The following is a 21,159-nucleotide window of genomic DNA, read 5'->3' on the forward strand; positions in this document are numbered from 1 at the left end:
GCCTTGGCCGGGAAGACAAGTCCCTCCCAGGAGGAGTGAAGTGATCGACATCCGCGACGTGGCCGTCTTCCTCGGCCTCGACGTCGGCAAGGGCGAACACCACGCCACCGGCCTCATGCCGGACGGCAGGAGCGTCGTCGACAAGCCGCTGCCGAACAGCGAGCCGAAGATGCGGGCCCTGCTCGACAAGCTCACGGCCAAGTACGGCCGGGTCCTGGTCGTCGTGGACCAGCCCGCCTCGATCGGTGCTCTGCCACTGGCCGTCGCCCGCGCCGCGGGCTGCGAGGTGGCCTGTCTGCCGGGCCTGACGATGCGGCGGATCGCGGACCTCTGTCCCGGCGAGGGCAAGACCGACGCCCGCGACGCGGCCATCATCGCGGACGCCGCCCGCACCATGCCCCACACGCTCCGGTCGATCGAGCTGACGGACGAAACCATCGCCGAACTCCACATGATCGTCGGGTTCGACGACGACCTCGCGGGCGAGGCCACCCGGGTCGCGAACCGGCTCCGCGGCCTGCTCACCCAGATCCACCCGCACCTCGAACGGGTCCTGGGGCCACGCGTCCAGCACCCGGCCGTGCTCACGCTGCTGGAACAGTTCGGCTCGCCCAAGGCGATCCGCAGGGCCGGACGACGGCGCCTGATCACGCTGCTGCGGCCAAAGGCGCCCAGGACGGCCGAGCGGCTGGTCGAGGACATCTTCACCGCACTCGACGAGCAGACCGTCGTCGTCACGGGCACCGACGCGGGGGTGATCGTGCCCAAGCTCGCGAAGAACCTGGCCGGCCTGCTCGACCAGCGCAAGGAACTGGCCCCGGACATCGAGGAGTTGCTCAAGTCGCACCCTCTTTCCGACCTCCTGACGTCGATGCCGGGGATAGGCGTCAGGACCGGAGCCAGGATCCTCATCGACGTCGGTGACGGCACCGCCTTCCCGACCGCAGGCCACCTCGCCGCCTATGCCGGGCTCGCTCCGGTGACCAGGCGGTCGGGGTCCTCGATCCGCGGCGAGAGCCCGTCCCGCAGAGGCAACAAGCACCTGAAACGGGCCTTCTTCCTCGCCGCGTTCGCCTCGCTGTCCGACCCGGCCTCCCGGGCCTACTACGAGCGGAAGAAGGCCGAGGGCAAGCGGCACAAGCAGGCCCTGATGTGTCTCGCACGCCGCCGCGTCGACGTGCTCTTCGCGATGCTCCGCGACTGCCCGTTCTTCGAACCTCAAGCCGTCCCCCAAGCCGCCTGAAACATCACCAATCAACCGATCAGCCCCTTGACGAAAGAGATAGGGGCACCCCCCAGAAAGGGGGCAGCTCGTGAGCACGCACTACGGCGTCGTCGCCCTCGGCGCCGGAACATCCCGAACGCTCAACCGCCGATCCACCCCCACGCCGGGCATGGAGCGCAGTTCCAGTACCCCGAGCGCTCCCTGAAGCACGCCCTTCAGTTCCTCGACGAGTAGCACCCGAGCGGTCGCTGATGCCTGGTGTGCAATGACGGCCCAGCCCAACGGGCCCCGGGACTGCGACCAGCGCGCCTTCTCGTCCGCGAAGTCCTGTACGCCTCCACGGTCGCAGACACAGGACAGTCCGGCGGCCGGATCGCCGCCGTTCCCGTCGACTTGCCCAGTTGCCCAGTTGCCCGGCAATCCGACAGGCCTACCGGTGCGGCCGGCCGAGGCGGCCGAGCCCGCGCGATGCGGGCAGGGCGTACTGGCGCCCGGCTGCCCCGCCCGCACCCACCGCCACGCGACTGCACCGAAGCCAAGCCTGGACACGGTGGCAGAATCCCCGGACCGCCGGCCAGGACGGCGCCCACAGGCGCGTCGCACGCACTCACCCCACCGGCCCCCGGGCGGTCCGGTCCACAGGTCGCGACCCGCCCGGCAGGCGCCCTGCAAGATCCAGACCCGATGCCCCGTCATGGACCTCCGCGCATCCACGAGGTGATTCCCGCCTCACCTGAGTTCACTTTCTTATACTCAGAAATCGCGACCATCACATCGACCCGGCCGCCGCGGGGGAACCCGGCACGGCGCCCGTCCGAGAAGGAGCAGCACCATGGGAGTAAGCCAAGAGGCACACGAGTTCGCGGAGTTCCTCGCGAGCGTGAGCGCGAAGTCGTCGACACCCGGTCTCGACCTGGCCGTCATCCGCGACATCGTCGACTCCAACCACAAGGCGTCGACCGAGCCGGAGGGCGTCACATACGCCGAGGTGGACGCGGGCGGCGTCCCCGCCCTGTGGGCCATCCCCGAGGGCGCCGATCCCGACAAGGCGCTGCTCCACTTCCACTTCGGCGGATCCGTCACCGCCTCCATGCACTCGGACCGCAAGGCCGCCGGCCACATCGCCAAGGCCGCCGGAGCCCGCTCCCTCGTCGTGGACTTCCGCCTGGCGCCCGAACACCCCTACCCCGCGCAGCTCGACGACGCCGAGACGGCCTACCGCTGGCTGCTCTCGCAGGGCTACGAGCCGCGGAACATCGGCACCACGGGCCACTCGATCGGCGGCACCCTCGCGGTCATGCTCCCGCTGCGCCTTCTCGCGAAGGGGGAGGCCACCCCGGGCGCGATCGTCAGCGTCTCACCGTGGACCGACCTCACCATCCAGAACGCGTCGGTGGACGAGAACGAGGACAACGACAAGATGCTCAGCAGGAGTACCCTCGAACTCTTCCGAGGAGCCTGGCTGCAGGATCCCGCCGTGGACTTCACCGACCCCGCGATCAGCATCGCGAACGCCGATCTGACCGGCCTGCCGCCCACGACCGTCCACTACGGCGAGTACGAGACCCTCGCCGACGACGGCGCCGAACTCGGCCGCCGCCTCGCGGACTTCAAGGTCACCTCCGAGGTCCACCCGATGCCCGAAGGGCAGCACTCGTTCGTCCTGGGCGCCGGGCGCGTACCCGAGGTGGACCAGGCGATCCAGCAGATGGGTCAGTGGCTGCGCAAGCACCTCGGCACGTGAGCAGAAGCCGTACCTGACGGAAGGCCTGCTGACGGCCGGGCGCCGCACCACCGCCATGCCGGGCCGCCGCACCGCCGCCATGCCGGCGACCGGTCCGCCGGTTTCCGGCATCCTGCTCGACCATGTCGGCCGGTGTGCGGTACTTGTGTCCGACACCGTTCAGCAAGCAGCCCCCACCACCGTCCCTCGATGCCACAAAGGAGTGCGCGATGGGAACGTACGAGGACGTCTTCCGCTCGAGTACCGAGGACCCGGAGAGCTTCTGGCTGAAGGCGGCGGAGGGCATCGACTGGGATGTCGCTCCGCGACGCGCTCTGGACTCCTCGGGCGCACCCTTCTACCGCTGGTTTCCCGACGGACGGCTCAACGTCTGTTTCAACGCGCTCGACCGGCACATCGAAGCGGGCCGGGGCGAGCAACCCGCACTCGTCTACGACTCTCCCGTGACCGGCACCCGCCACACCTACACCTACGAACAGCTCAGGAACGAGGTGGCGACCTTCGCCGGAGGGCTCGCACAGCTCGGCGTGGGACACGGCGACCGCGTGGTCATCTACATGCCGATGGTCCCCGAGGCAGCCGTCGCGATGCTGGCCTGCGCACGCATCGGCGCGGTCCACTCGGTCGTCTTCGGCGGGTTCGCCCCGCGTGAACTCGCCCTCCGCATCGACGACGCGGCCCCCAAGGTGATCGTCTCCGCCTCCTGCGGGATCGAGGGCAAGCGGGTCATCGCATACAAGCCGCTTCTCGACCAGGCAATCGAACTCGCCGTCCACAAGCCGGAGAAGAGTGTGATCCTGCAACGCCCGCAGAGGCAGGCCGCGCTGGGGCCGGACGATCTCGACTGGGCGGACCTGGTCGCCGCCGCGGCACCGGCCGACTGCGTGCCGGTGGCCGCGACCGACCCGCTCTACATCCTCTACACCTCCGGAACGACCGGAAAGCCGAAGGGAGTCGTCCGCGACAGTGGCGGCTACGCGGTAGCCCTGCAGTGGTCGATGGGCGCCGTGTACGACGTGGGCCCGGGCGAGACCATGTTCACCGGGTCCGACGTCGGCTGGGTCGTCGGGCACTCGTACATCGTCTACGCACCCCTGCTGGCCGGCGCGACCACGGTCCTGTACGAGGGCAAGCCGGTCGGCACCCCGGACGCGGGCCAGTTCTGGCGGGTGGCCGCCGAGTACCGGGTCAAGACCATGTTCACGGCGCCCACCGCCTTCCGGGCGATCCGGAAGGAGGACCCGAAGGGGACGCTCACCGCCGACTACGACCTCTCCCACCTGCGCTATCTCTTCCTGGCCGGTGAGCGCCTCGACCCCGAGACCTACCACTGGGCGAGCGACCTGCTGGGCGTCCCGGTGATCGACCACTGGTGGCAGACCGAGACCGGCTGGCCCATCGTCGCCAACCCCGTGGGCATCGAAGCCGCTCCTCTCAAGCCCGGCTCCCCGACCCGCCCGCTGCCGGGCTGGGACGTCCGCGTCCTCGATGCTTCGGGCAAGCCGGTGCCCGCGGGCGTCGACGGCGCGATCGTCGTGAGGCTTCCCCTGCCGCCCGGCGCGCTCCCCACTCTCTGGAAGGACGACGACCGTTACGTCGCCTCCTACCTCTCCGCCTACGAGGGCTATTACCTCACCGGCGACAGCGGCCACCTCGACGACGACGGCTACGTCTTCGTCATGGGCCGCACCGACGACGTCATCAACGTCGCCGGACACCGACTGTCCACCGGCAGCATGGAAGAGGCCCTGGCCGCCCACCCCGACGTCGCCGAATGCGCCGTCATCGGGGTCGCCGACGAACTCAAGGGACAGATCCCGCGCGGCTTCGTCGTCCTGAAAGCCGGCAGCGACCGCGAACCGGGCGAGGTCGAGGCCGAACTCGTCCAGCTCGTACGCGAGCGCATCGGCGCCGTCGCCTCACTCAAGGACGTCACGGTCGTGGCCGCCCTGCCCAAGACCCGCTCGGGCAAGATCCTGCGCAGGACAATGCGCGGCATCGCCGACGGCCGCGACGAACCCATCCCCTCCACGGTGGACGACCCCGGCGTCATCGAGACACTCCGCCCGGTCCTCCGCCACCCCGGTCACACCCTGTGAAGGACTGACAGCGCCCTGGCCGAGGGTGGGCGAGCACGACCCGCCGGACTCCGCGCGGCACGGCCCGTCGGCCAGAGCGGGGGTACCTTGTGAGGATGGGAACCGACGCCCATGCCTTCCTCAGCGATCCGCTCGGGGCCTCGCACCCAGAGCGGATCAATTGGGCGACGTGGTGCTGCAATACCTGCTCAGCGAGCTTCCCGAGATCTGGAAGTACGAGGACATCGCCGCCGTGGGGCCTGTGGCGTTGTCCGAAAACATCGCTGCCGTTCTGGACTTCCTCGAGCATGGCCTTGATTTGACCGAGATCAGGACGCCACCCGCCGCCATCGAATTCGCATGCCGACTCACCGGCGACGGCCGCTCCCCCAAGCGCCCGGACCTCCTCCCCTACGAGGGCCCGGCGGCGTAACTCCCCATGTCCACACGGGTGATCAACGTCAGGGGCCGCATCCACGACTTCGGCCCCCGCCTGGAACTCGCCCCCGAGGACCTCGTCTACGTCGGCCGCCGCTGGACCCTCGGCGGCTGGGACCTCCCCCGGCACCCGCTCTACAACCCCTTCGCCTACGACACCCCCACGCGCCGCAGGGACGGCACGCGCGCGGAGGTGATGGCGAAGTACCGGGCGTATCTGCTGGACCGCCCCGACCTGCTGGCCCTGGTGCCGGAGCTGCGCGGACGGACGCCGGCCTGCTGGTGCGCGCCGCTGCCGTGCCATGCGGGGGTGCTGGCCGAGCTGGCGGACTCGGGGTGGTGACGGAGGTCTCGTAGCTTCCGACGAAGGAGACTGTGGCGCTGGCCTGCACGAATCGCCAGTAGAATCCGTACACGTGACTTCCGCTGCCGCCAAGCCCCGCATCCCGAACGTCCTCGCCGGACGTTACGCCTCCACCGAGCTCGCCACGCTCTGGTCCCCCGAGCAGAAGGTGAAGCTGGAGCGGCAGCTCTGGCTCGCTGTGCTTCGGGCCCAGAAGGACCTCGGGATCGAGGTGCCGGACGCCGCGATCGCGGACTACGAGCGCGTTCTCGACCAGGTCGACCTGGCGTCGATCGCCGAGCGCGAGAAGGTCACGCGGCACGACGTCAAGGCGCGGATCGAGGAGTTCAACGACCTCGCCGGGCACGAGCAGGTGCACAAGGGCATGACGTCCCGCGACCTGACCGAGAACGTCGAGCAGCTGCAGATCCGGCTCTCCCTGGAGCTGATGCGCGACCGCACGGTGGCCGTCCTGGCCCGTCTCGGCAAGCTGGCCGGTGAGTACGGCGAGCTGGTCATGGCCGGCCGCTCGCACAACGTGGCCGCGCAGGCCACCACCCTGGGCAAGCGTTTCGCGACCGCCGCCGACGAACTGCTCGTGGCGTACGGCCGGGTCGAGGAGCTGCTCGGCCGCTACCCGCTGCGCGGCATCAAGGGCCCGGTCGGCACGGCGCAGGACATGCTGGACCTGCTCGGCGGCGACGCGGCGAAGCTCGCGGAGCTGGAGCAGCGGATCGCCTCCCACCTCGGTTTCTCGCAGGCGTTCACCTCGGTCGGCCAGGTGTACCCGCGCTCGCTGGACTACGAGGTCGCGACCGCGCTGGTGCAGGTCGCGGCGGCACCCTCGTCGCTCGCGAAGACGATCCGGCTGATGGCCGGGCACGAGCTGGTCACCGAGGGCTTCAAGCCGGGCCAGGTCGGTTCCTCCGCGATGCCGCACAAGATGAACACCCGCTCCTGCGAGCGCGTCAACGGCCTCATGGTCATCCTGCGCGGGTACGCGTCGATGACCGGCGAGCTGGCGGGCGACCAGTGGAACGAGGGCGACGTCTCCTGCTCGGTGGTACGCCGGGTGGCCCTCCCCGACGCGTTCTTCGCGCTGGACGGCCTCCTGGAGACGTTCCTGACCGTGCTCGACGAGTTCGGTGCCTTCCCGGCGGTCGTGGCGCGGGAGCTGGACCGCTATCTGCCGTTCCTCGCGACGACCAAGGTGCTGATGGCCGCCGTCCGCGCGGGTGTCGGCCGGGAGGTCGCGCACGAAGCCATCAAGGAGAACGCCGTCGCCTCCGCGCTGGCCATGCGTGAGCAGGGCGCCGAACGCAACGAGCTGCTGGACAAGCTGGCCGCCGACGAGCGGATCCCGCTGGACCGTGCCCAGTTGGACGCGCTGATGGCCGACAAGCTGTCCTTCACGGGTGCCGCAGCCGACCAGGTCGCCGCCGTGGTCGCCCGCGTCGAGGAGATCGCGAAGCAGCACCCGGAGGCCGCGGGCTACACCCCCGGGGCGATCCTCTGACGCCACCGACGCCTCCGAAGCGCTTCACCCAGGCCGAGCTTGAGGCCGCCCGCGACCGTCTCGTACCGGACGTCGTCGCGGACGGCCTCGGTGTGCTGTTCTGCGGGATCAACCCGGGTCTGATGACGGCGGCCACGGGCCATCACTTCGCCCGTCCCGGCAACCGCTTCTGGCCGGTGCTGCATCTGTCCGGATTCACACCGAGGCTCATGAAGCCTTCGGAGCAGGGCGAGTTGCTGTCGTACGGGCTCGGCATCACGAACGTGGTGGCTCGGGCGACGGCACGGGCCGACGAGCTGAGCACGGAGGAGTACCGGGAGGGCGGACAGTCCCTCGCCTCGAAGCTGGCGGGGTGGCAACCACGGTGGCTGGCGGTGCTGGGCGTCACGGCCTACCGGGCCGCATTCGACGACCGTCGGGCTCAAGTGGGGCCGCAGGAGCGGGTGTTCGGGGACACGCGGGTGTGGGTGCTGCCCAATCCGAGCGGGCTGAACGCGCATTGGACGGCGGGGAGCATGGCTGAGGAGTTCGGGCGGTTGCGGGACGCTGCGCGGAGCTAGCAGGTCACGGTGGGTCTATGTCCGTGACCGCGACGAGGAGTTGGATCGCGTCCCGGTCCTCCCGGTCGGCCACGCCGAGGGCGATCCAGCGGCAGGTGTCCTGTGCCTGCCACGCGTCCAGCGCGTCGGTGCGGTCAGCGAGTGCGGCCCAGGGCTCCGGTATCTTCTCGCCCCGCTCCATGCGCACCCTCACCGTAAGCTGGCTCCACGGGAGTTGTTCGCCCAGGCGGTCGTTCAGCCTTTTCGCCGTGCCCTGGCGCAACGCGTCGACATCGTCCGCCGTCAGCTCCTGGTCGGTCTCCAACTCCACCGTGAAGTAGCCCGGCCCGGCCGCGCAGCGACCGGAGGTGCTCGGCTCCGCAGGGAACTCCTGGGTGCTGAGCCGGTCGACGGCGGCCAGGTGCTTCGCGACGATGTCCATGTGATCCAGTAAAGCGGCCGCCACTGACAATTGGCGGGGCGTCAGTGACTACCCGGATCAGGCGTCCCGGCGCCGCACGCTCCACGCCCCCGCAGCCAACGCCGCCGCCGTCCACAGCGCCGTCACCGCGAGCCCGGTCCAGGGGCCCGTCGCACCGTCCCAGGTGGCGTGCAACGCTACTTGGCCGGCCCGGTCGGGCAGCAGGTCCGCGATGTTGTTCGACATGTCGCCGATCACGAAGGACACGATCAGCAGGAACGGGATGAGGATGCCCAGCGTCGCCGCGCCGCTGCGCAGCAGCGCCGTGAGACCGGCCGCGAACAGCGCCATCAGCGTGAGATAGACGGCGCAGCCGACGACACCGCGCACCTGTTCCGCCCAGCCGAGCCCGTCGGCCCTGGTGCCGAGGACCGCCCGGCCCACCAGCAGCGTCACGCCACCGGTGACCAGGCCGACGGCCAGCACGGGTACGGCGATCGCCGTCGCCTTGGCCGCGAACCAGCGCCCTCGGCGCGGCACCGCAGCGAGCGACAACCGTAGCGCTCCGCCCTGGAACTCGGAGGACACGGCGGCCGTGCCGAAGGCGATCGCCGCGATCTGTCCGAAGGTCACACCGAAGAAGACCGAGAAGAGCGGGTCGAAGTCGTCGCCGCCGGTGTCGGAGGAGGCGAGCGCGGAGAAGAGTGCCGTCGCCGCGAGGATCGTGGCGAGGGACACGAGCTGGGAGCGCAGGGTACGGATCTTGATCCACTCGGAGTGGAACACGGGCCTGAATGCCATGGTCAGGCCTCCTGGTGGTGGGCGGTGAACTCGGTCTCGGTGGCGGTCAGATCGAGGTAGGCCTGCTCCAACGTGCCTTCTGCGGAGGCCAGTTCGAGGATCGGTACGGCCGCCGCGGACAAAAGGACGCCGATCTCGTCCACGCGTGCGTGCGTCACGATCCAGTGCCCGTCCTCGTGTTCCACGGCGTCGTGACCGTGCCCGGCGAGCGCGGCCTTCAGGGCGCCGGCGTCCGTCGTACGGATCCGTACGTGGGGCTGCACGCGCGCGTCGATGAAGTCCCGCATGGGGGTGTCGGCGAGGAGTCGTCCGCGCCCGAGAACGACCAGGTGGTCGGCGAAGGAGGCGGTCTCGTTCATCAGGTGGCTGGAGACCAGGACCGTGCGGCCCTCCGCGGCCAAGCGGCGCAGCAACTCCCGGATCCAGACGATGCCTTCGGGGTCGAGGCCGTTCGACGGCTCGTCCAGCAGGATGACTTCGGGGTCGCCCAGGAGGGCACCCGCGATGCCCAGCCGCTGCCGCATGCCCAGGGAGTACGTCTTCACCCTGTGTCGCGCGACCGACGCGAGTCCCGTCTCCTCCAGCACCGCGTCGACCCGGGCGACCGGGATGCGGTTGCTCACCGCCAGGGCACGCAGGTGGTCGCGGCCGGTGCGGGAACCGTGGGCGGCCTGCGCGTCGAGCAGGGCGCCCACGTGGCGCAGCGGCTCGGTGAGTTCGGCGTAGGGGCGGCCTCCGACGGTGGCGGTTCCGGAGGTGGGCCGGTCGAGGCCGAGGACCAGGCGCATGGTGGTGGACTTCCCGGCGCCGTTGGGGCCGAGAAAACCGGTCACCTTGCCGGGGCGGACGCCGAAGGTGACATGGTCCACGGCCCGCCGGGTGCCGTACTCCTTGGTGAGGTCTCGTACGTCGATGCTGGTCATGGCCAACAGCCTGGGCATTCAAGGGAGTTGACGCCTCCCCCGCCGGTGGAGATCGTCTCCCCCGCCCGGGGGAGGTCGAATGTCAGTGCCCGCTGTCACGATGTCGGAATGGCCCGCTTCCTGCGCCCGCTGCTCCGGGGGACGACGTACACGCGTCTGCTGCACCTCTGGGTGCCGATGCTGATCACCAGCGTGTGGATCTTCATCAGCCCCGAGACGCCGTACGCACCCGCGATCGCGCTGATCCCGGTGGGTCTGATCCCGGCCGTGCGGATCGGGGAAGGCGTGCAGGCGCAGCTGCTGCTGACGCCGGGCAGGGATGACCCGGGGATCTCCGTGACGCCCTCGGCGACCTGGCGGGACCGGGGACGCACCGTGCTGTGGCTGGAGGCCCGGATGGCGCTGGGGTGGGCGACGACGTTCGCCTGCGTCTGGCTGCCGATCATCACCTTCCAGCTGATCGAGGCCGCACGAGGGCATGTGCCCCACGACGACGTACGGCTTCTCAAGGAGGCGACGCCGCACGGCTGGTACGCCCTGCTGGCGCCCCTGCCCCTGATAGCCCTGTACGTGGCCGTAGTCGGTCTCGGCACGTTGGCCACGTCGCTGGCGCGGAAGTTGCTCGGCCCTTCGCGCGCGGAGCAGCTCGCCGCGCTGGAGGAGCGCACCGAGCAGTTGCTTGAGCGCAACCGCATCGCGCGGGAGTTGCACGACTCCATCGGGCACGCGCTGACGGTGGCGGTGGTGCAGGCGGGCGCGGCACGGACGGCGGGTGATCCTGAGTTCACCGAACGCGCGCTGGGTGCCATCGAGGAGACCGGCCGGGCCGCGCTGGAGGACCTGGAGCGGGTGCTGGGCGTACTCCGGGAGGCGGAGCGTCCGGTGAGCAGTCGGCCGACGCTGGTGGATGCCGACCGGCTGCTGGAGTCGGCGCGGGCATCCGGGGCGAAGGTCGACGCCGAGGTGACCGGGCCGTTGGAGACGGTGTCCGGGCCGGTCTCCCGGGAGGGCTACCGGATCTTGCAGGAGGCGCTGACCAATGTGCTGCGGCACGCCGGGGCCGTCCCCGTCCGGATCCGTATCCAGGTCGCCGACGACACCCTCGACCTTGAGGTCCGTAATCCGCTGACGGCCGAGATGTCCGGCCCTGGCCGGGGCAGCGGTCTGCGGGGCATACGCGAGCGTGCCGCGCTGCTCGGGGGCCGGGCGTACACCGGGCCGGACGAGGGTGACTGGCAGGTGCACGCGGAGCTGCCCCTGCGCTGATCTAGGCTGGCCGGATGCCGGTCACCGTTCTCCTGGTCGATGACGAACCTCTCGTACGCGCGGGTCTGCGGGCCGTGCTGGCGGCGCAGCCGGACATCGAGGTGGTCGGAGAGGCCGCCGACGGGGCCGCGGTGATCCCGCTGGTGCGGCAGCTGCGGCCCGACGTGGTCGCCATGGACGTACGGATGCCGCTCCTGGACGGCATCGAGGCCACGCGCGCGGTGCTGCGCACGGTCGAGAACCCGCCGAAGATCCTGGTCATCACGACCTTCGAGAACGACGAGTACGTGTACGAGGCGCTGCGGGCCGGTGCCGACGGTTTCCTGCTGAAGAGGGCCCGGCCGGCCGAGATCGTGCACGCGGTGCGGCTGGTGGCCGAGGGCGAGTCGCTGCTGTTCCCGGCCTCCGTAAGGCAGTTGGCGGCGGAGTACGGCGACGGCGGCGGGAACCGGGCGGCGCGCGCGGTGCTGGAGCGGGCCCGGCTGACCGAGCGCGAGGCCGAGGTGCTGCGTCTGATGGCCAGGGGTTTGTCGAACGCGGAGATCGCCGCCCGGCTGGTCGTCGGCACCGAGACGGTGAAGTCGCATGTGAGCGCCGTACTGGCGAAGTTGGGGGCCCGGGACCGTACGCAGGCGGTGATCGCGGCGTACGAGTCGGGGTTCGTGGCACCCGGGTGATCCGGTGGGGCTCGTGAGTCCGTGGCGCCCGGCACTCGCCGGGGTCCCCCGCGCCGAGTACGATCCGCCCAACACGCGCACGAGCTGGGAGGACAGACCTTGGCGGGGCTGACCGGCGGGGACCCCTCGCTGCTGCGGAGGATCAACTCCGCGGTGGTGCTGCACGCGTTGCGTGCGACGGACTGCGCCACGCTGACGGAGATCACCCGGGTGACCGGTCTGTCCCGGCCGACCGTCGAAGGCGTCGTCGAGGGACTGATCGAGGCCGGGCTCGTCGTCGAGAAGGCGGCCGACGAGAGCGTTGTACGGCGCCAGGGGCGGCCCGCGCGGCGGTTCAGGTTCCGGGCCGAGGCCGGGCATCTGCTGGGCCTGGAGATCGGCGCACATCGCGTCGCCGTGCTCCTCGCCGACCTGGACGGCCGGGTGCTGGGCGCGATCGCCAAGGACGTCGACGAGACGGCGTCGGCGGACGAACGCCTGGAGCGGCTGCGCACGGCGGTCGCCGAGCTGCTGCGCCGGGCCGGAGTGGCACGCGGCTCGCTGCGGGCGGTCGGGGTCGCCACACCGGGCATCGTCGAGGCGGACGGCACGGTACGGCTGGGGACCGCGCTGCCCCAGTGGACGGGACTGCACCTGGGCGAGCGGCTGAGCCGCTCCTTCAAGTGCCCCGTCCTGGTCGAGAACGACGCGAACGCGGCGGCGGTCGCCGAGCACTGGAAGGGCGCGGCGACCGAGTCCGACGACATGGTGATGGTGCTGGCTGGGCTGAGCCCCGGCGCCGGTTCACTGATCGGGGGGCGGCTGCACCGGGGGTATCGCGGGGCGGCCGGTGAGATCGGCGCGCTGCATCTGCTGGGCCGGGACGTGACTCCGGAGACGCTGCTGTCCACGACGGACGAACCGCTGCACCCCTTGGACGAACAGGCGGTCGCCCAGGTCTTCGCGCTGGCCCGCGACGGTGACCAGCGGGCCCGCGCGGCGGTCGACCGCTTCATACAGCGCCTGGTGCACGACGTGGCGGCGCTGGTCCTGGCCCTGGACCCCGAGCTCGTCGTCGTAGGTGGCTGGGCGGCCGGTCTGGACGGCGTACTGGAGCCGCTGCGGCGGGAGTTGGCGCGGTATTGCCTGCGACCGCCGAAGGTGGCCCTGTCGTTGCTGGGCGAGGCGGCTGCGGCCACGGGGGCACTGCGGTTGGCTCTCGATCATGTCGAGGAGCAACTGTTCGCGGTCGAAGGCACGGTGACGCGGCGCTAGCTTGGCGGGTGGGCGCGCTGGTGTCGTTTGTCGGGTGCGGCGCAGTTGTGGCTGGGCGCACAGTTCCCCGCGCCCCTTTGGGGCGCCGCGCGGAAGGGGAAACGCGTCGCGCCCCGGTGGAGTGCCGGGGCGCGACGGGGTGAGCTGTGACCGCCGTCAGGAAGCCTGGCGTTCCGGGCCGTGGTGTATTTCCACGCCGCCGGAGTCGGCGAAGGTCAGGCGGCAGGTGTCCGCACGGTAGGTCGCGACGGAGACCGCGGCGGTGCGGCCCTCGGCGAAGAAGCGGGTCGTGACGACGAGGACCGGTGCCCCGGGGAGGCGGTCCAGTTCCTTGGCGTCGTCCGCGCGGGCCGAGCCGAGCTCGACGGCACGGTCCTGGCCTTCCAGTTCGAGGCGCTGCAGCTCGCGCAGTACGGCACGCGCGCGTGCCGTCGCGGACGGAGTGTCTATCGCGGAGAGGTCGGGCACCGACGACTCCGGGATGTAGAGCAGCTCGGCGGCGACAGGCTGGCCGTGGCTCACCCGGGAGCGCCGCACGATGTGCACCGGTTCCTCGGAAGCGGTCTCCAGGACGGCGGCCACGGACGCCGGCGGAGCCGCCAGGACGCAGTCGACGGACTGCCAGGCGTCCTCGGCGGCGCCCGGCCAGGCGTGCTGTTCGGTGCCGACGGCGACACCCACGCGCGGCGGCGCGACGGTCGTGCCGACGCCCCGGCGGCGCTGCAGCCGGCCTTCGAGTTCGAGTTGTTCCAGAGCCTGCCGGAGTGTGGCCCGGGCGACGCCGAAGCGGGCGGCCAGGTCTCGCTCGTTGGGCAGAATCTCGCCCACGGAGAACTCGGAGTCCAGTGCCTCACTCAGCACTGTCTTGAGATGCCAGTACTTCGGCTCCGGCACCGATTCCAACTGCGTGGTCCCCACCCTGTCCTCCGCAATCGCCGTGGTCCGGCCGCGTTTTAGCGCCCTTGTTTATTAAAGGTTGTTTCACTTATCAGTGACCATAGGACGACCCACACCCTTGGTCAAGACCAATCCTGGAACCCACAGGCAAGACAGAGAGCGGTTGCCGTGGAGCGTTCACACGGCGTTCGCAAAGGGGCTGTTTCGTGACACGACGGCAAGGCCCCCGTCGCGAAACGGGGGCCTTGCCGGAGGCTCGGCTAAGCGGAAGCCAGCGACCGGAGCTTGTCGGGGTTGCGGACGATATACACGGATCGGATGCGCCCGGCGGATACGTCCACCTGGAAGACGCTGTCGGGCTTGTCGCCCGAAAGGACCAGCACCGCGGGTCCACCGTTCAGCTCAAGGAAGCGGAACGAGATCTCCGGGATGCCCTTGCCCGCGACGGCGACCAGGAAGCGGCCCACATTGTCCGCAGTCTCCAGGATCCGCAGCGGCGCCTTCGCCTTGCCGCCGCTGTCGCCCACCAGTCGGACGTCCGGTGCGAGCAGCTCCATCAGCCCCTCCAGGTCGCCCTCCGCCGCCGCGGCGAGGAACCGCTCGGTCAGATCGCGGCGTTGGACCGGGTCGACCTCGTAGCGCGGACGTCCTTCGTCGACGTGTTTGCGGGCCCGCCCGGCGAGTTGACGCACGGCGGGCTCACCGCGGTCCAGCATGGCCGCGATGTCGGCGTACGGGTAGCCGAAGGCCTCCCTGAGGACGAATACCGCACGCTCCAGCGGCGAGAGCGACTCCAGGACGACGAGCACGGCGAGGGACACGGAGTCGGCGAGGACGGCCCGTTCGGCGGCGTCCGGGACGGTGTCCCCGAAGTCGGTGACGTACGGCTCCGGCAGCCAGGGGCCGACGTAGGTCTCACCGCGTGCCTTGATCTGGCGCAGTCGGTCGATCGCGAGGCGGGTGGTGACGCGCACCAGGTAGGCGCGCGGTTCGCGGACCGCGCGGTGGTCGGCTCCGGACCAGCGCAGCCAGGCTTCCTGGACCACGTCCTCGGCGTCGGCCACGCGCCCGAGCATGCGGTAGGCGACTCCCATGAGGACGGGGCGGTGCTCTTCGAAGACGTCGGTCGGCGTGTCGGTGGTCACCGTCCCATCCCATGCGACGCGTGCGGCCCTGTCCAGGAGAAAACCGTGTGTCCCGGAGCAGAATTGGCCACGGGCCGACGGCGTCCGGCGGCCCCCTCCGGAGGTGGCGATGCGGTACGCGGTACTGGGCACGGGCGAGGTCGGCCAGACCCTGGCCGGCAAGCTGGTCGAGCTGGGGCATCAGGTGACCCTCGGCTCACGCACGAAGGACAACCCGGCCGCTGCGAAGTGGGCCGAGAGCGCGGGTACCGGAGCGGGTGCCGGTACGTTCGCGGAGGCCGCCGCGGCCGGCGAGGTGATCGTGAACGCGGTGGGCGGCCGGGTGGCGCTCGCCGCGCTGGAGGCAGCCGGTGCGGAGCATCTCGACGGCAAGGTCGTCCTCGATGCCTCCAATCCTCTGGCGTTCGAGGACGGCCGACTCAGGCTGTCGCCCGTGGAGTCGGACAGTGTGGGTGAGCAGATCCAGCGCGCCTTCCCCCGCGCGCGCGTGGTGAAGTCCCTCAACACCGTGAACTGCCAGGTGATGGTGGACCCTTCACTCGTGCCGGGCGAGCACCAGGTGTTCGTCTGCGGCGAGGACGCGGAGGCCAAGGCGCGGGTGACGGCCCTGCTGGGGGAGTTCGGCTGGCCCGCGCACCGGGTGCTGGACCTGGGCGGCATCGAGTCGGCGCGCGCCGTGGAGATGGTGCTGCCGCTGTGGGTGAGCCTGTTCCGGAGCCTCGGGCACGCCGAGTTCAACCTTGAGGTGCGCAGCGCGCGTTGAGGGCCGCGAGGTCCGCGGCGATGGGGGCTACCAGTCGGTAGCTTTTGCTGACAAGCTGTCTACACGGCCTGTACGGCGTCTGTCAGCGATTCCAGACGAGGAGCACCCCCATGTCCGCCACCGTCTCCTTCCCGGTCCCCTCTCCGCACGGCCCGCGGACCGTGACCCTGTCCTACGCGCGCGTGGGCAGCGGCGAACCGCTGCTCCTGCTGCACGGCATCGGTCATCACCGGCAGGCCTGGGACCCGGTGGTGGACATCCTGGCGACCGAGCGGGACGTGATCGCCGTGGACCTGCCCGGGTTCGGCGCCTCCCCCGCGCTGCCGGAGGGGCTCGCGTACGACCTGTCCACGACGGCCGCCGTCTTCAGTGCGTTCTGCGAGGCGCTGGGGCTCGATCGTCCGCACATCGCGGGCAACTCGCTCGGTGGTCTGCTGGCCCTGGAGCTGGGCCGCGAGAAGGTCGTGCGGTCGGTCACCGCCCTCTCCCCTGCCGGGTTCTGGTCCGAGGCCGAGCGCCGCTACGCCTTCGGGGTGCTGCTCACCATGCGGCAGATCGCCCGCCGGATGCCGCTCCCGATGGTCGAGCGCCTGTCCCGCACGGCGGCCGGCCGCACCGCCCTGACGAGCACCATCTACGCCCGCCCGGGCCGCCGTTCACCCGAGGCCGTGGTCGCCGAGACGCTCGCGCTGGTCAACGCCCCCGGGTTCGACGACACGCTCCGGGCCGGTACGACGGTCCAGTTCACCGACGACCTCCCCGGCCTGCCGGTCACCGTGGCCTGGGGTACCCAGGACCGGCTGCTGCTGCGCCGCCAGGGCGTCCGGGCCAAGCACTTGATCCCGCGTGCGCGGCTCGTACGGCTGCCCGGCTGCGGGCACTGCCCGATGAGCGACGACCCGGCGCTGGTCGCCCGCGTCATCCTGGACGGCAGCCGCTGACCGGTACGTGAGCCGCGCCGACGCACCTGATCCCAGGGCCACTCCGGCGCCGACGAGGGCGCTGCCGACGGCCTGGGCCGCCCCGTAGGAGCCTGTTCCGACAAGCGGCGCGGTTGCGGCCGCCGCGACCGGGATGAGGCCGGAGAAGAGCGTGGCGCGCTCCGCGCCGATACGCCGCAGGCCCACGTACCAGCACACGAAGCCGACGACCGTGACGACCGCCGCCTGCCACAGCAGAGCGGCGGCCTCGGTGGCATCGGGGCGCCGCACCCAACCGGTCCCGTCGAGGAGCAGCCCGGCCGTCGCCGCCTCGATCGCGGCCACACCGCACACGGTGGCCGACAACAACCGCGGCCCCAGGGGGCGCAGCACGGGCACCGCGAGCACCGCGAAGCCCACCTCGCCCGCGAGCGCGCACCCGGAGAAGGCGATTCCGGCGGCGTCCGTACGGCCCCACCCCTGGACAGTGAACGCGCCGACGGCGACGAGCGACGCCCCGTAGAGCACGGTCCTGCGCGGACGGCGTCCCTCCAGAAGTGGGACGAGGGTCGCGACGACCACGGGGGCGCAGCCCACGAAGACGCCCGGGACGGCCGGTTCGGCACTCTGTTCGGCGGCGACGACGGCAAGGTTGAAGCCGACCATGCCGATGGCCGCGAGCAGTGCGAGTCGGACCCATTGACGTGGCCTGAGCGCCCGCAGCCGGGCCGTCGCGTCCCTGCCGGTGAAGGGGAGCAGCAGCAGGCAGGCGAGGCCGTAGCGCAGGAACTGGCCGCCCGCGTACGGGTAGTGGCCGAGAACGCTGTTGGCGGTGAAGGACGCTCCGACGAGGACGCAGGCGAAGGCGGCGGGTGGGGCGCCGCGGGCGGCGGTTGCGGTCATGGCGGCGACGCCAGGGAGCGTGGCGGTCCGGTTTAAGGTCCACTTCCATGACGTCATCGCGGACCAATCCGGAGGGGCCGACCGATCCGGAGGGTCTGACAGGTTCCGCCGCGTGGGAGCTGCTGCTGCCCGCCGTCTCGGCACCGGCACGCACGCGTGGCCGTTCGCTTCAGGCCGCGTTGCGCGAGGCGGTGCGCTCGGGGCGGCTGGCACCGGGCACGCGGTTGCCGTCGAGCCGGGACCTGGCGGCCGACCTCGGGGTGTCGCGGGGGCTGGTCACGGAGGCGTACGAGCAGTTGACGGCGGAGGGGTATCTGCGCAGCGGCCGGGGTGCGGGCACCTGGGTGGGTGGTGCCGTGCGGTCGGCGCGGCCACGCGCGCGTGATCTCGCACCGCGCTCCCCCGGCGCCCGGGTCGACTTCGTGCCCGGAACACCCGACCTGTCGCTGTTCCCGCGCGCCGCCTGGGCCGCCGCGCAGCGCGGTGTACTGGCGGAATCGCCGCACGACCTGCTCGGCTATCCCGATCCGCGCGGGCTGCCCCGGTTGCGTGCGGCGCTCGCGGAACTGCTGGCGCGCCGCCGGGGTGTGGTCGCCGATCCGGAGCGGCTGATCGTGGTATCCGGGGTGGCGCAGGCGACGTCTCTGCTCGGATTCGTGCTCCACGCGCGCGGGATGCTTACCGTCGGCGTCGAGGATCCGGGCAGCCCGCAGCACGACGCCCTGTACGCGTCGGCGGGCGTCGGCACCGTACCGCTGCCCCTGGACGACGAAGGCCTGGCCATCGGGCCACTACGGACGTCCGGCGTGCGGGCCGTGGTGGCGACGCCCGCCCATCAGTTCCCGACCGGCATCGCCTACTCTGCGCGGCGGCGGGCCCAACTCCTCGACTGGGCACGGTCGGTGGACGGCCTGGTCTTCGAGGACGACTACGACGGCGACTTCCGCTACGACCGGGCCCCCGTGGGTGCGCTCCAGGGCCTCGACCCGGAGCATGTCGCCTACGCGGGCTCGGTCAGCAAATCGCTCGCCCCGGGACTGCGGCTCGGCTGGCTGCTGGTGCCTGAATCACTGACCGACGAGGTCGTAGAGCGCAAGCGGACCATGGATCTCGGCCACCCGACCCTCGACCAGGCGCTGTTCGCCCGCTTCCTGGAGCGCGGCGACTACGACCGCCAACTGCGCCGCTGCCAGCGTGCCTACCGGCAGCGGCGTGACACCCTGGTCGCCGCCCTGGAGGAACACCTCCCGGGAGCGGAGGTCACCGGGATCGCCGCAGGACTGCACGTCATCGCCGAACTCCCGGCGAAGTACGGCCCCCGGGACGACTTCCTGGAACGGGCAGCCTCCGCCGGTGTCACGGTGCGCCCGCTCACCGCCTACGCACACGCGCGTGCCGACGACGCGGTCGTACGGCTGGTCCTGGGGTACGCGCATCTGTCTCCGGGCCGGATCCGCGCGGGTGTACGTCTGATGGCCGGCACCCTGCACCCGGACGGCCTCTGATGTCACGCGTTCCGTTGTTCACCCGTGGTTTCCGTGCGCGCTGCGGCGCACCAGTAGTTGTGGCGGTGCACCCTGACCGCATCCCGTCCGTGGAGGCGCAACCCCATGTCGCATCGTCCGTTCCCCGCCCGCCGCAGCGTCCTGCGCGGCACCCTGGCCGCGTCGGCGGCCCTGACCGTGCCCGCCGCCCTCGGCGCCGCGCCCGCCTTCGCCCTGTCCGGACGTCCGAAGGCGGGCTGGGGTGTGCAGGCGGGGGACGTGACCTCCGACTCCGGTCTGGTGTGGGTACGTTCGGACCGCCCGGCCCGGATGATCGTTGAGACCTCGGCCACCGAGTCGTTCCGCAATCCGCACCGGTGGCACGGTCCGCTGCTCGGCCCGGACACCGACTTCACCGGCACCACCCGGCTGCGCGGACTCCCCTCGGGGCAGCAGATCCACTACCGGGTCCTGCTCGCCGACCCCGACAACCCGCGCCGCACCGGCGAACCGGTCGCCGGCACCTTCCGTACGGTGCCGACCGGGCGGCGCGGCGTGCGCTTCCTGTGGTCCGGTGACCTGGCGGGCCAGGGCTGGGGCATCAACCCCGACCTCGGCGGCTACCGCATCTACGACGCGATGGCCAAGCTCGACCCGGACTTCTTCGTGTGCAGCGGCGACAACATCTACGCCGACGGTCCGATCACCGCGACCCAGGTCCTGCCCGACGGCAGCCTGTACCGGAACGTCACCACCGAGGAGAAGTCCAGGGTCGCCGAGACCCTGGCCGAGTTCCGCGGCAACTTCCGCTACAACCTGCTCGACGAGAACCTCAAGCGGTTCAACGCCCAGGTCCCGTCGGTCATCCAGTGGGACGACCACGAGGTCCGCAACAACTGGTACCCCGGCGAGGTGATCGCCGCCACCGACACCCGCTACACGGAGAAGAGCGTCGACGCGTTGGCGGTGCGCGCCCGGCGTGCGTTCAGCGAGTACTTCCCGGTCTCGACGCTGCGGCCGGGCGCGAAGGAGGGTCGCGTCCAGCGCGTGATGCGGCACGGTCCGCTGCTCGACGTGTTCGTCCTGGACATGCGGACCTACCGCAACGCCAACTCGCCCGACAAGCAGACCGTGGACCCGCAGGGCATCCTCGGCCGTGAGCAACTGGATTGGCTCAAGAGGGAGTTGTCGCGGTCGCGTGCGGTGTGGAAGGTGATCGCCGCCGACATGCCGCTCGGTCTGGTCGTGCCCGACGCCACCGAGGGCAAGGCGAACATCGAGGCGGTCGCGCAGGGCGATCCGGGCGCGCCGCTGGGGCGTGAGCTGCAGATCGCCGAGCTGCTCAGGTACATCAAGCACCGGCGGATCACCGGCACCGTGTGGCTGACGGCGGACGTGCACCACACCTCCGCCCAGCACTACCAGCCCTCGCGGGCCGCGTTCACCGACTTCGAGCCGTTCTGGGAGTTCGTCTCCGGTCCGCTGAACGCAGGCGCCTTCCCGGCCAACGACCTCGACAACACCTTCGGTCCCGAGCGGGTGTTCGTGAAGGCGCCGACCGTGGCGAACGTGTCGCCGGCCGAGGGCTACCAGTTCTTCGGCGAGGTCGACATCGACGGCCACAGCGGGGAACTGACGGTGCGTCTGCGCGAGTCGGACGGCACCGTGCTGTTCACACAGACCCTTCAGCCGGGCCGGGTCGGTCAGTAACTCCACTACCCTCGAACCTGTACCGCGCACCGGCGTCATCCCCCGGTGCGCGGTGCGTCTCGCGGCGCGCCAACATCCGCGCACGGACCGCGTTTTCGCAGGTCAGGTCGAT

At 71.1% G+C, this 21,159-nt stretch carries 19 protein-coding genes and 1 pseudogene; 14 read left to right on the forward strand and 6 right to left on the reverse strand.

What is annotated here, in order from left to right:
• The first annotated feature begins 40 nt into the window (after positions 1 to 40).
• The 7 genes from AB0I51_RS24340 to mug all read left to right on the forward strand — a co-directional run bounded on the left by AB0I51_RS24340 (position 41) and on the right by mug (position 7,904).
• On the forward strand, positions 41 to 1,243 hold the full coding sequence (locus tag AB0I51_RS24340; RefSeq protein ID WP_362978393.1) for an IS110 family transposase: 1,203 nt from the start codon (positions 41 to 43) through the stop codon (positions 1,241 to 1,243).
• A gap of 814 nt (positions 1,244 to 2,057) precedes the next feature.
• Positions 2,058 to 2,969: an alpha/beta hydrolase gene (locus AB0I51_RS24345; protein ID WP_362978395.1), complete on the forward strand. Its 912-nt coding sequence runs from the start codon at positions 2,058 to 2,060 to the stop codon at positions 2,967 to 2,969.
• A 209-nt stretch (positions 2,970 to 3,178) separates the two neighbouring features.
• Complete coding sequence (locus AB0I51_RS24350) at positions 3,179 to 5,068, forward strand: propionyl-CoA synthetase (protein WP_362978397.1); 1,890 nt, start codon at positions 3,179 to 3,181, stop codon at positions 5,066 to 5,068.
• Between the two features lie 160 nt (positions 5,069 to 5,228).
• On the forward strand, positions 5,229 to 5,480 hold the full coding sequence (locus AB0I51_RS24355; RefSeq protein WP_362978399.1) for a hypothetical protein: 252 nt from the start codon (positions 5,229 to 5,231) through the stop codon (positions 5,478 to 5,480).
• Positions 5,481 to 5,486: 6 nt separating this feature from the next.
• Complete coding sequence (locus tag AB0I51_RS24360) at positions 5,487 to 5,828, forward strand: DUF4326 domain-containing protein (RefSeq protein ID WP_362978401.1); 342 nt, start codon at positions 5,487 to 5,489, stop codon at positions 5,826 to 5,828.
• A 73-nt stretch (positions 5,829 to 5,901) separates the two neighbouring features.
• A complete protein-coding gene (purB, locus tag AB0I51_RS24365; protein WP_362978403.1) occupies positions 5,902 to 7,344 on the forward strand; it encodes an adenylosuccinate lyase in 1,443 nt (480 codons plus the stop codon).
• Complete coding sequence (gene mug, locus AB0I51_RS24370) at positions 7,341 to 7,904, forward strand: G/U mismatch-specific DNA glycosylase (protein ID WP_362978678.1); 564 nt, start codon at positions 7,341 to 7,343, stop codon at positions 7,902 to 7,904. The genes purB and mug overlap by 4 nt, the downstream gene beginning before the upstream one ends.
• A gap of 4 nt (positions 7,905 to 7,908) precedes the next feature.
• Here mug and AB0I51_RS24375 read toward each other — a convergent pair whose 3' ends face one another.
• From AB0I51_RS24375 to AB0I51_RS24385, 3 genes are read right to left on the reverse strand one after another with little or no spacing between them, the layout of a single operon-like run.
• The gene (locus AB0I51_RS24375; RefSeq protein ID WP_362978405.1) at positions 7,909 to 8,325 is read right to left on the reverse strand and encodes a hypothetical protein; all 417 of its coding nucleotides are present in this window, start codon (positions 8,323 to 8,325) and stop codon (positions 7,909 to 7,911) included.
• Positions 8,326 to 8,382: 57 nt separating this feature from the next.
• On the reverse strand, positions 8,383 to 9,105 hold the full coding sequence (locus tag AB0I51_RS24380; protein WP_362978407.1) for an ABC transporter permease: 723 nt from the start codon (positions 9,103 to 9,105) through the stop codon (positions 8,383 to 8,385).
• A gap of 2 nt (positions 9,106 to 9,107) precedes the next feature.
• Positions 9,108 to 10,028, reverse strand: coding sequence for an ATP-binding cassette domain-containing protein (locus AB0I51_RS24385; protein WP_362978409.1), 921 nt, complete (start codon positions 10,026 to 10,028; stop codon positions 9,108 to 9,110).
• Between the two features lie 108 nt (positions 10,029 to 10,136).
• Here AB0I51_RS24385 and AB0I51_RS24390 point away from each other — a divergent pair, with 108 nt between their 5' ends.
• From AB0I51_RS24390 to AB0I51_RS24400, 3 genes are all read left to right on the forward strand, one after another.
• Positions 10,137 to 11,294, forward strand: a complete 1,158-nt coding sequence (locus AB0I51_RS24390) for a histidine kinase (protein WP_362978411.1) — start codon at positions 10,137 to 10,139, stop codon at positions 11,292 to 11,294.
• A gap of 14 nt (positions 11,295 to 11,308) precedes the next feature.
• Positions 11,309 to 11,971 (forward strand): response regulator transcription factor, encoded by a 663-nt coding sequence (locus tag AB0I51_RS24395; RefSeq protein WP_362978413.1) that lies wholly within the window; start codon positions 11,309 to 11,311, stop codon positions 11,969 to 11,971.
• A 99-nt stretch (positions 11,972 to 12,070) separates the two neighbouring features.
• A complete protein-coding gene (locus AB0I51_RS24400) occupies positions 12,071 to 13,225 on the forward strand; it encodes an ROK family transcriptional regulator (RefSeq protein WP_019070977.1) in 1,155 nt (384 codons plus the stop codon).
• 156 nt (positions 13,226 to 13,381) lie between these two features.
• On the opposite strand, the gene AB0I51_RS24405 is transcribed toward AB0I51_RS24400, so the two are convergent.
• Complete coding sequence (locus AB0I51_RS24405; protein ID WP_362978415.1) at positions 13,382 to 14,143, reverse strand: GntR family transcriptional regulator; 762 nt, start codon at positions 14,141 to 14,143, stop codon at positions 13,382 to 13,384.
• A gap of 239 nt (positions 14,144 to 14,382) precedes the next feature.
• Positions 14,383 to 15,267, reverse strand: coding sequence for an RNA polymerase sigma-70 factor (locus AB0I51_RS24410; protein WP_362978417.1), 885 nt, complete (start codon positions 15,265 to 15,267; stop codon positions 14,383 to 14,385).
• 109 nt (positions 15,268 to 15,376) lie between these two features.
• Here AB0I51_RS24410 and AB0I51_RS24415 point away from each other — a divergent pair, with 109 nt between their 5' ends.
• A complete protein-coding gene (locus AB0I51_RS24415; protein ID WP_362978419.1) occupies positions 15,377 to 16,030 on the forward strand; it encodes an NAD(P)-binding domain-containing protein in 654 nt (217 codons plus the stop codon).
• A 110-nt stretch (positions 16,031 to 16,140) separates the two neighbouring features.
• Positions 16,141 to 16,971, forward strand: coding sequence for an alpha/beta fold hydrolase (locus AB0I51_RS24420; protein ID WP_362978421.1), 831 nt, complete (start codon positions 16,141 to 16,143; stop codon positions 16,969 to 16,971).
• Between the two features lie 45 nt (positions 16,972 to 17,016).
• Here AB0I51_RS24420 and AB0I51_RS24425 read toward each other — a convergent pair.
• Positions 17,017 to 17,910 (reverse strand): annotated as a pseudogene (locus AB0I51_RS24425) (DMT family transporter); the annotation flags it as partial.
• Between AB0I51_RS24425 and AB0I51_RS24430 the strand changes: the two are divergent.
• Entirely contained in the window at positions 17,901 to 19,358 is a 1,458-nt protein-coding gene (locus AB0I51_RS24430) for a PLP-dependent aminotransferase family protein (protein ID WP_362978423.1), read from the forward strand. The pseudogene AB0I51_RS24425 and the gene AB0I51_RS24430 sit on opposite strands and share 10 nt — an antisense overlap.
• A 105-nt stretch (positions 19,359 to 19,463) precedes the next feature.
• Positions 19,464 to 21,047: an alkaline phosphatase D family protein gene (locus AB0I51_RS24435; RefSeq protein WP_362978425.1), complete on the forward strand. Its 1,584-nt coding sequence runs from the start codon at positions 19,464 to 19,466 to the stop codon at positions 21,045 to 21,047.
• Positions 21,048 to 21,159: the final 112 nt, after the last annotated feature.

The organism is Streptomyces sp. NPDC050549 (assembly GCF_040655035.1).
Taxonomy (GTDB): Bacteria; Actinomycetota; Actinomycetes; order Streptomycetales; family Streptomycetaceae; genus Streptomyces.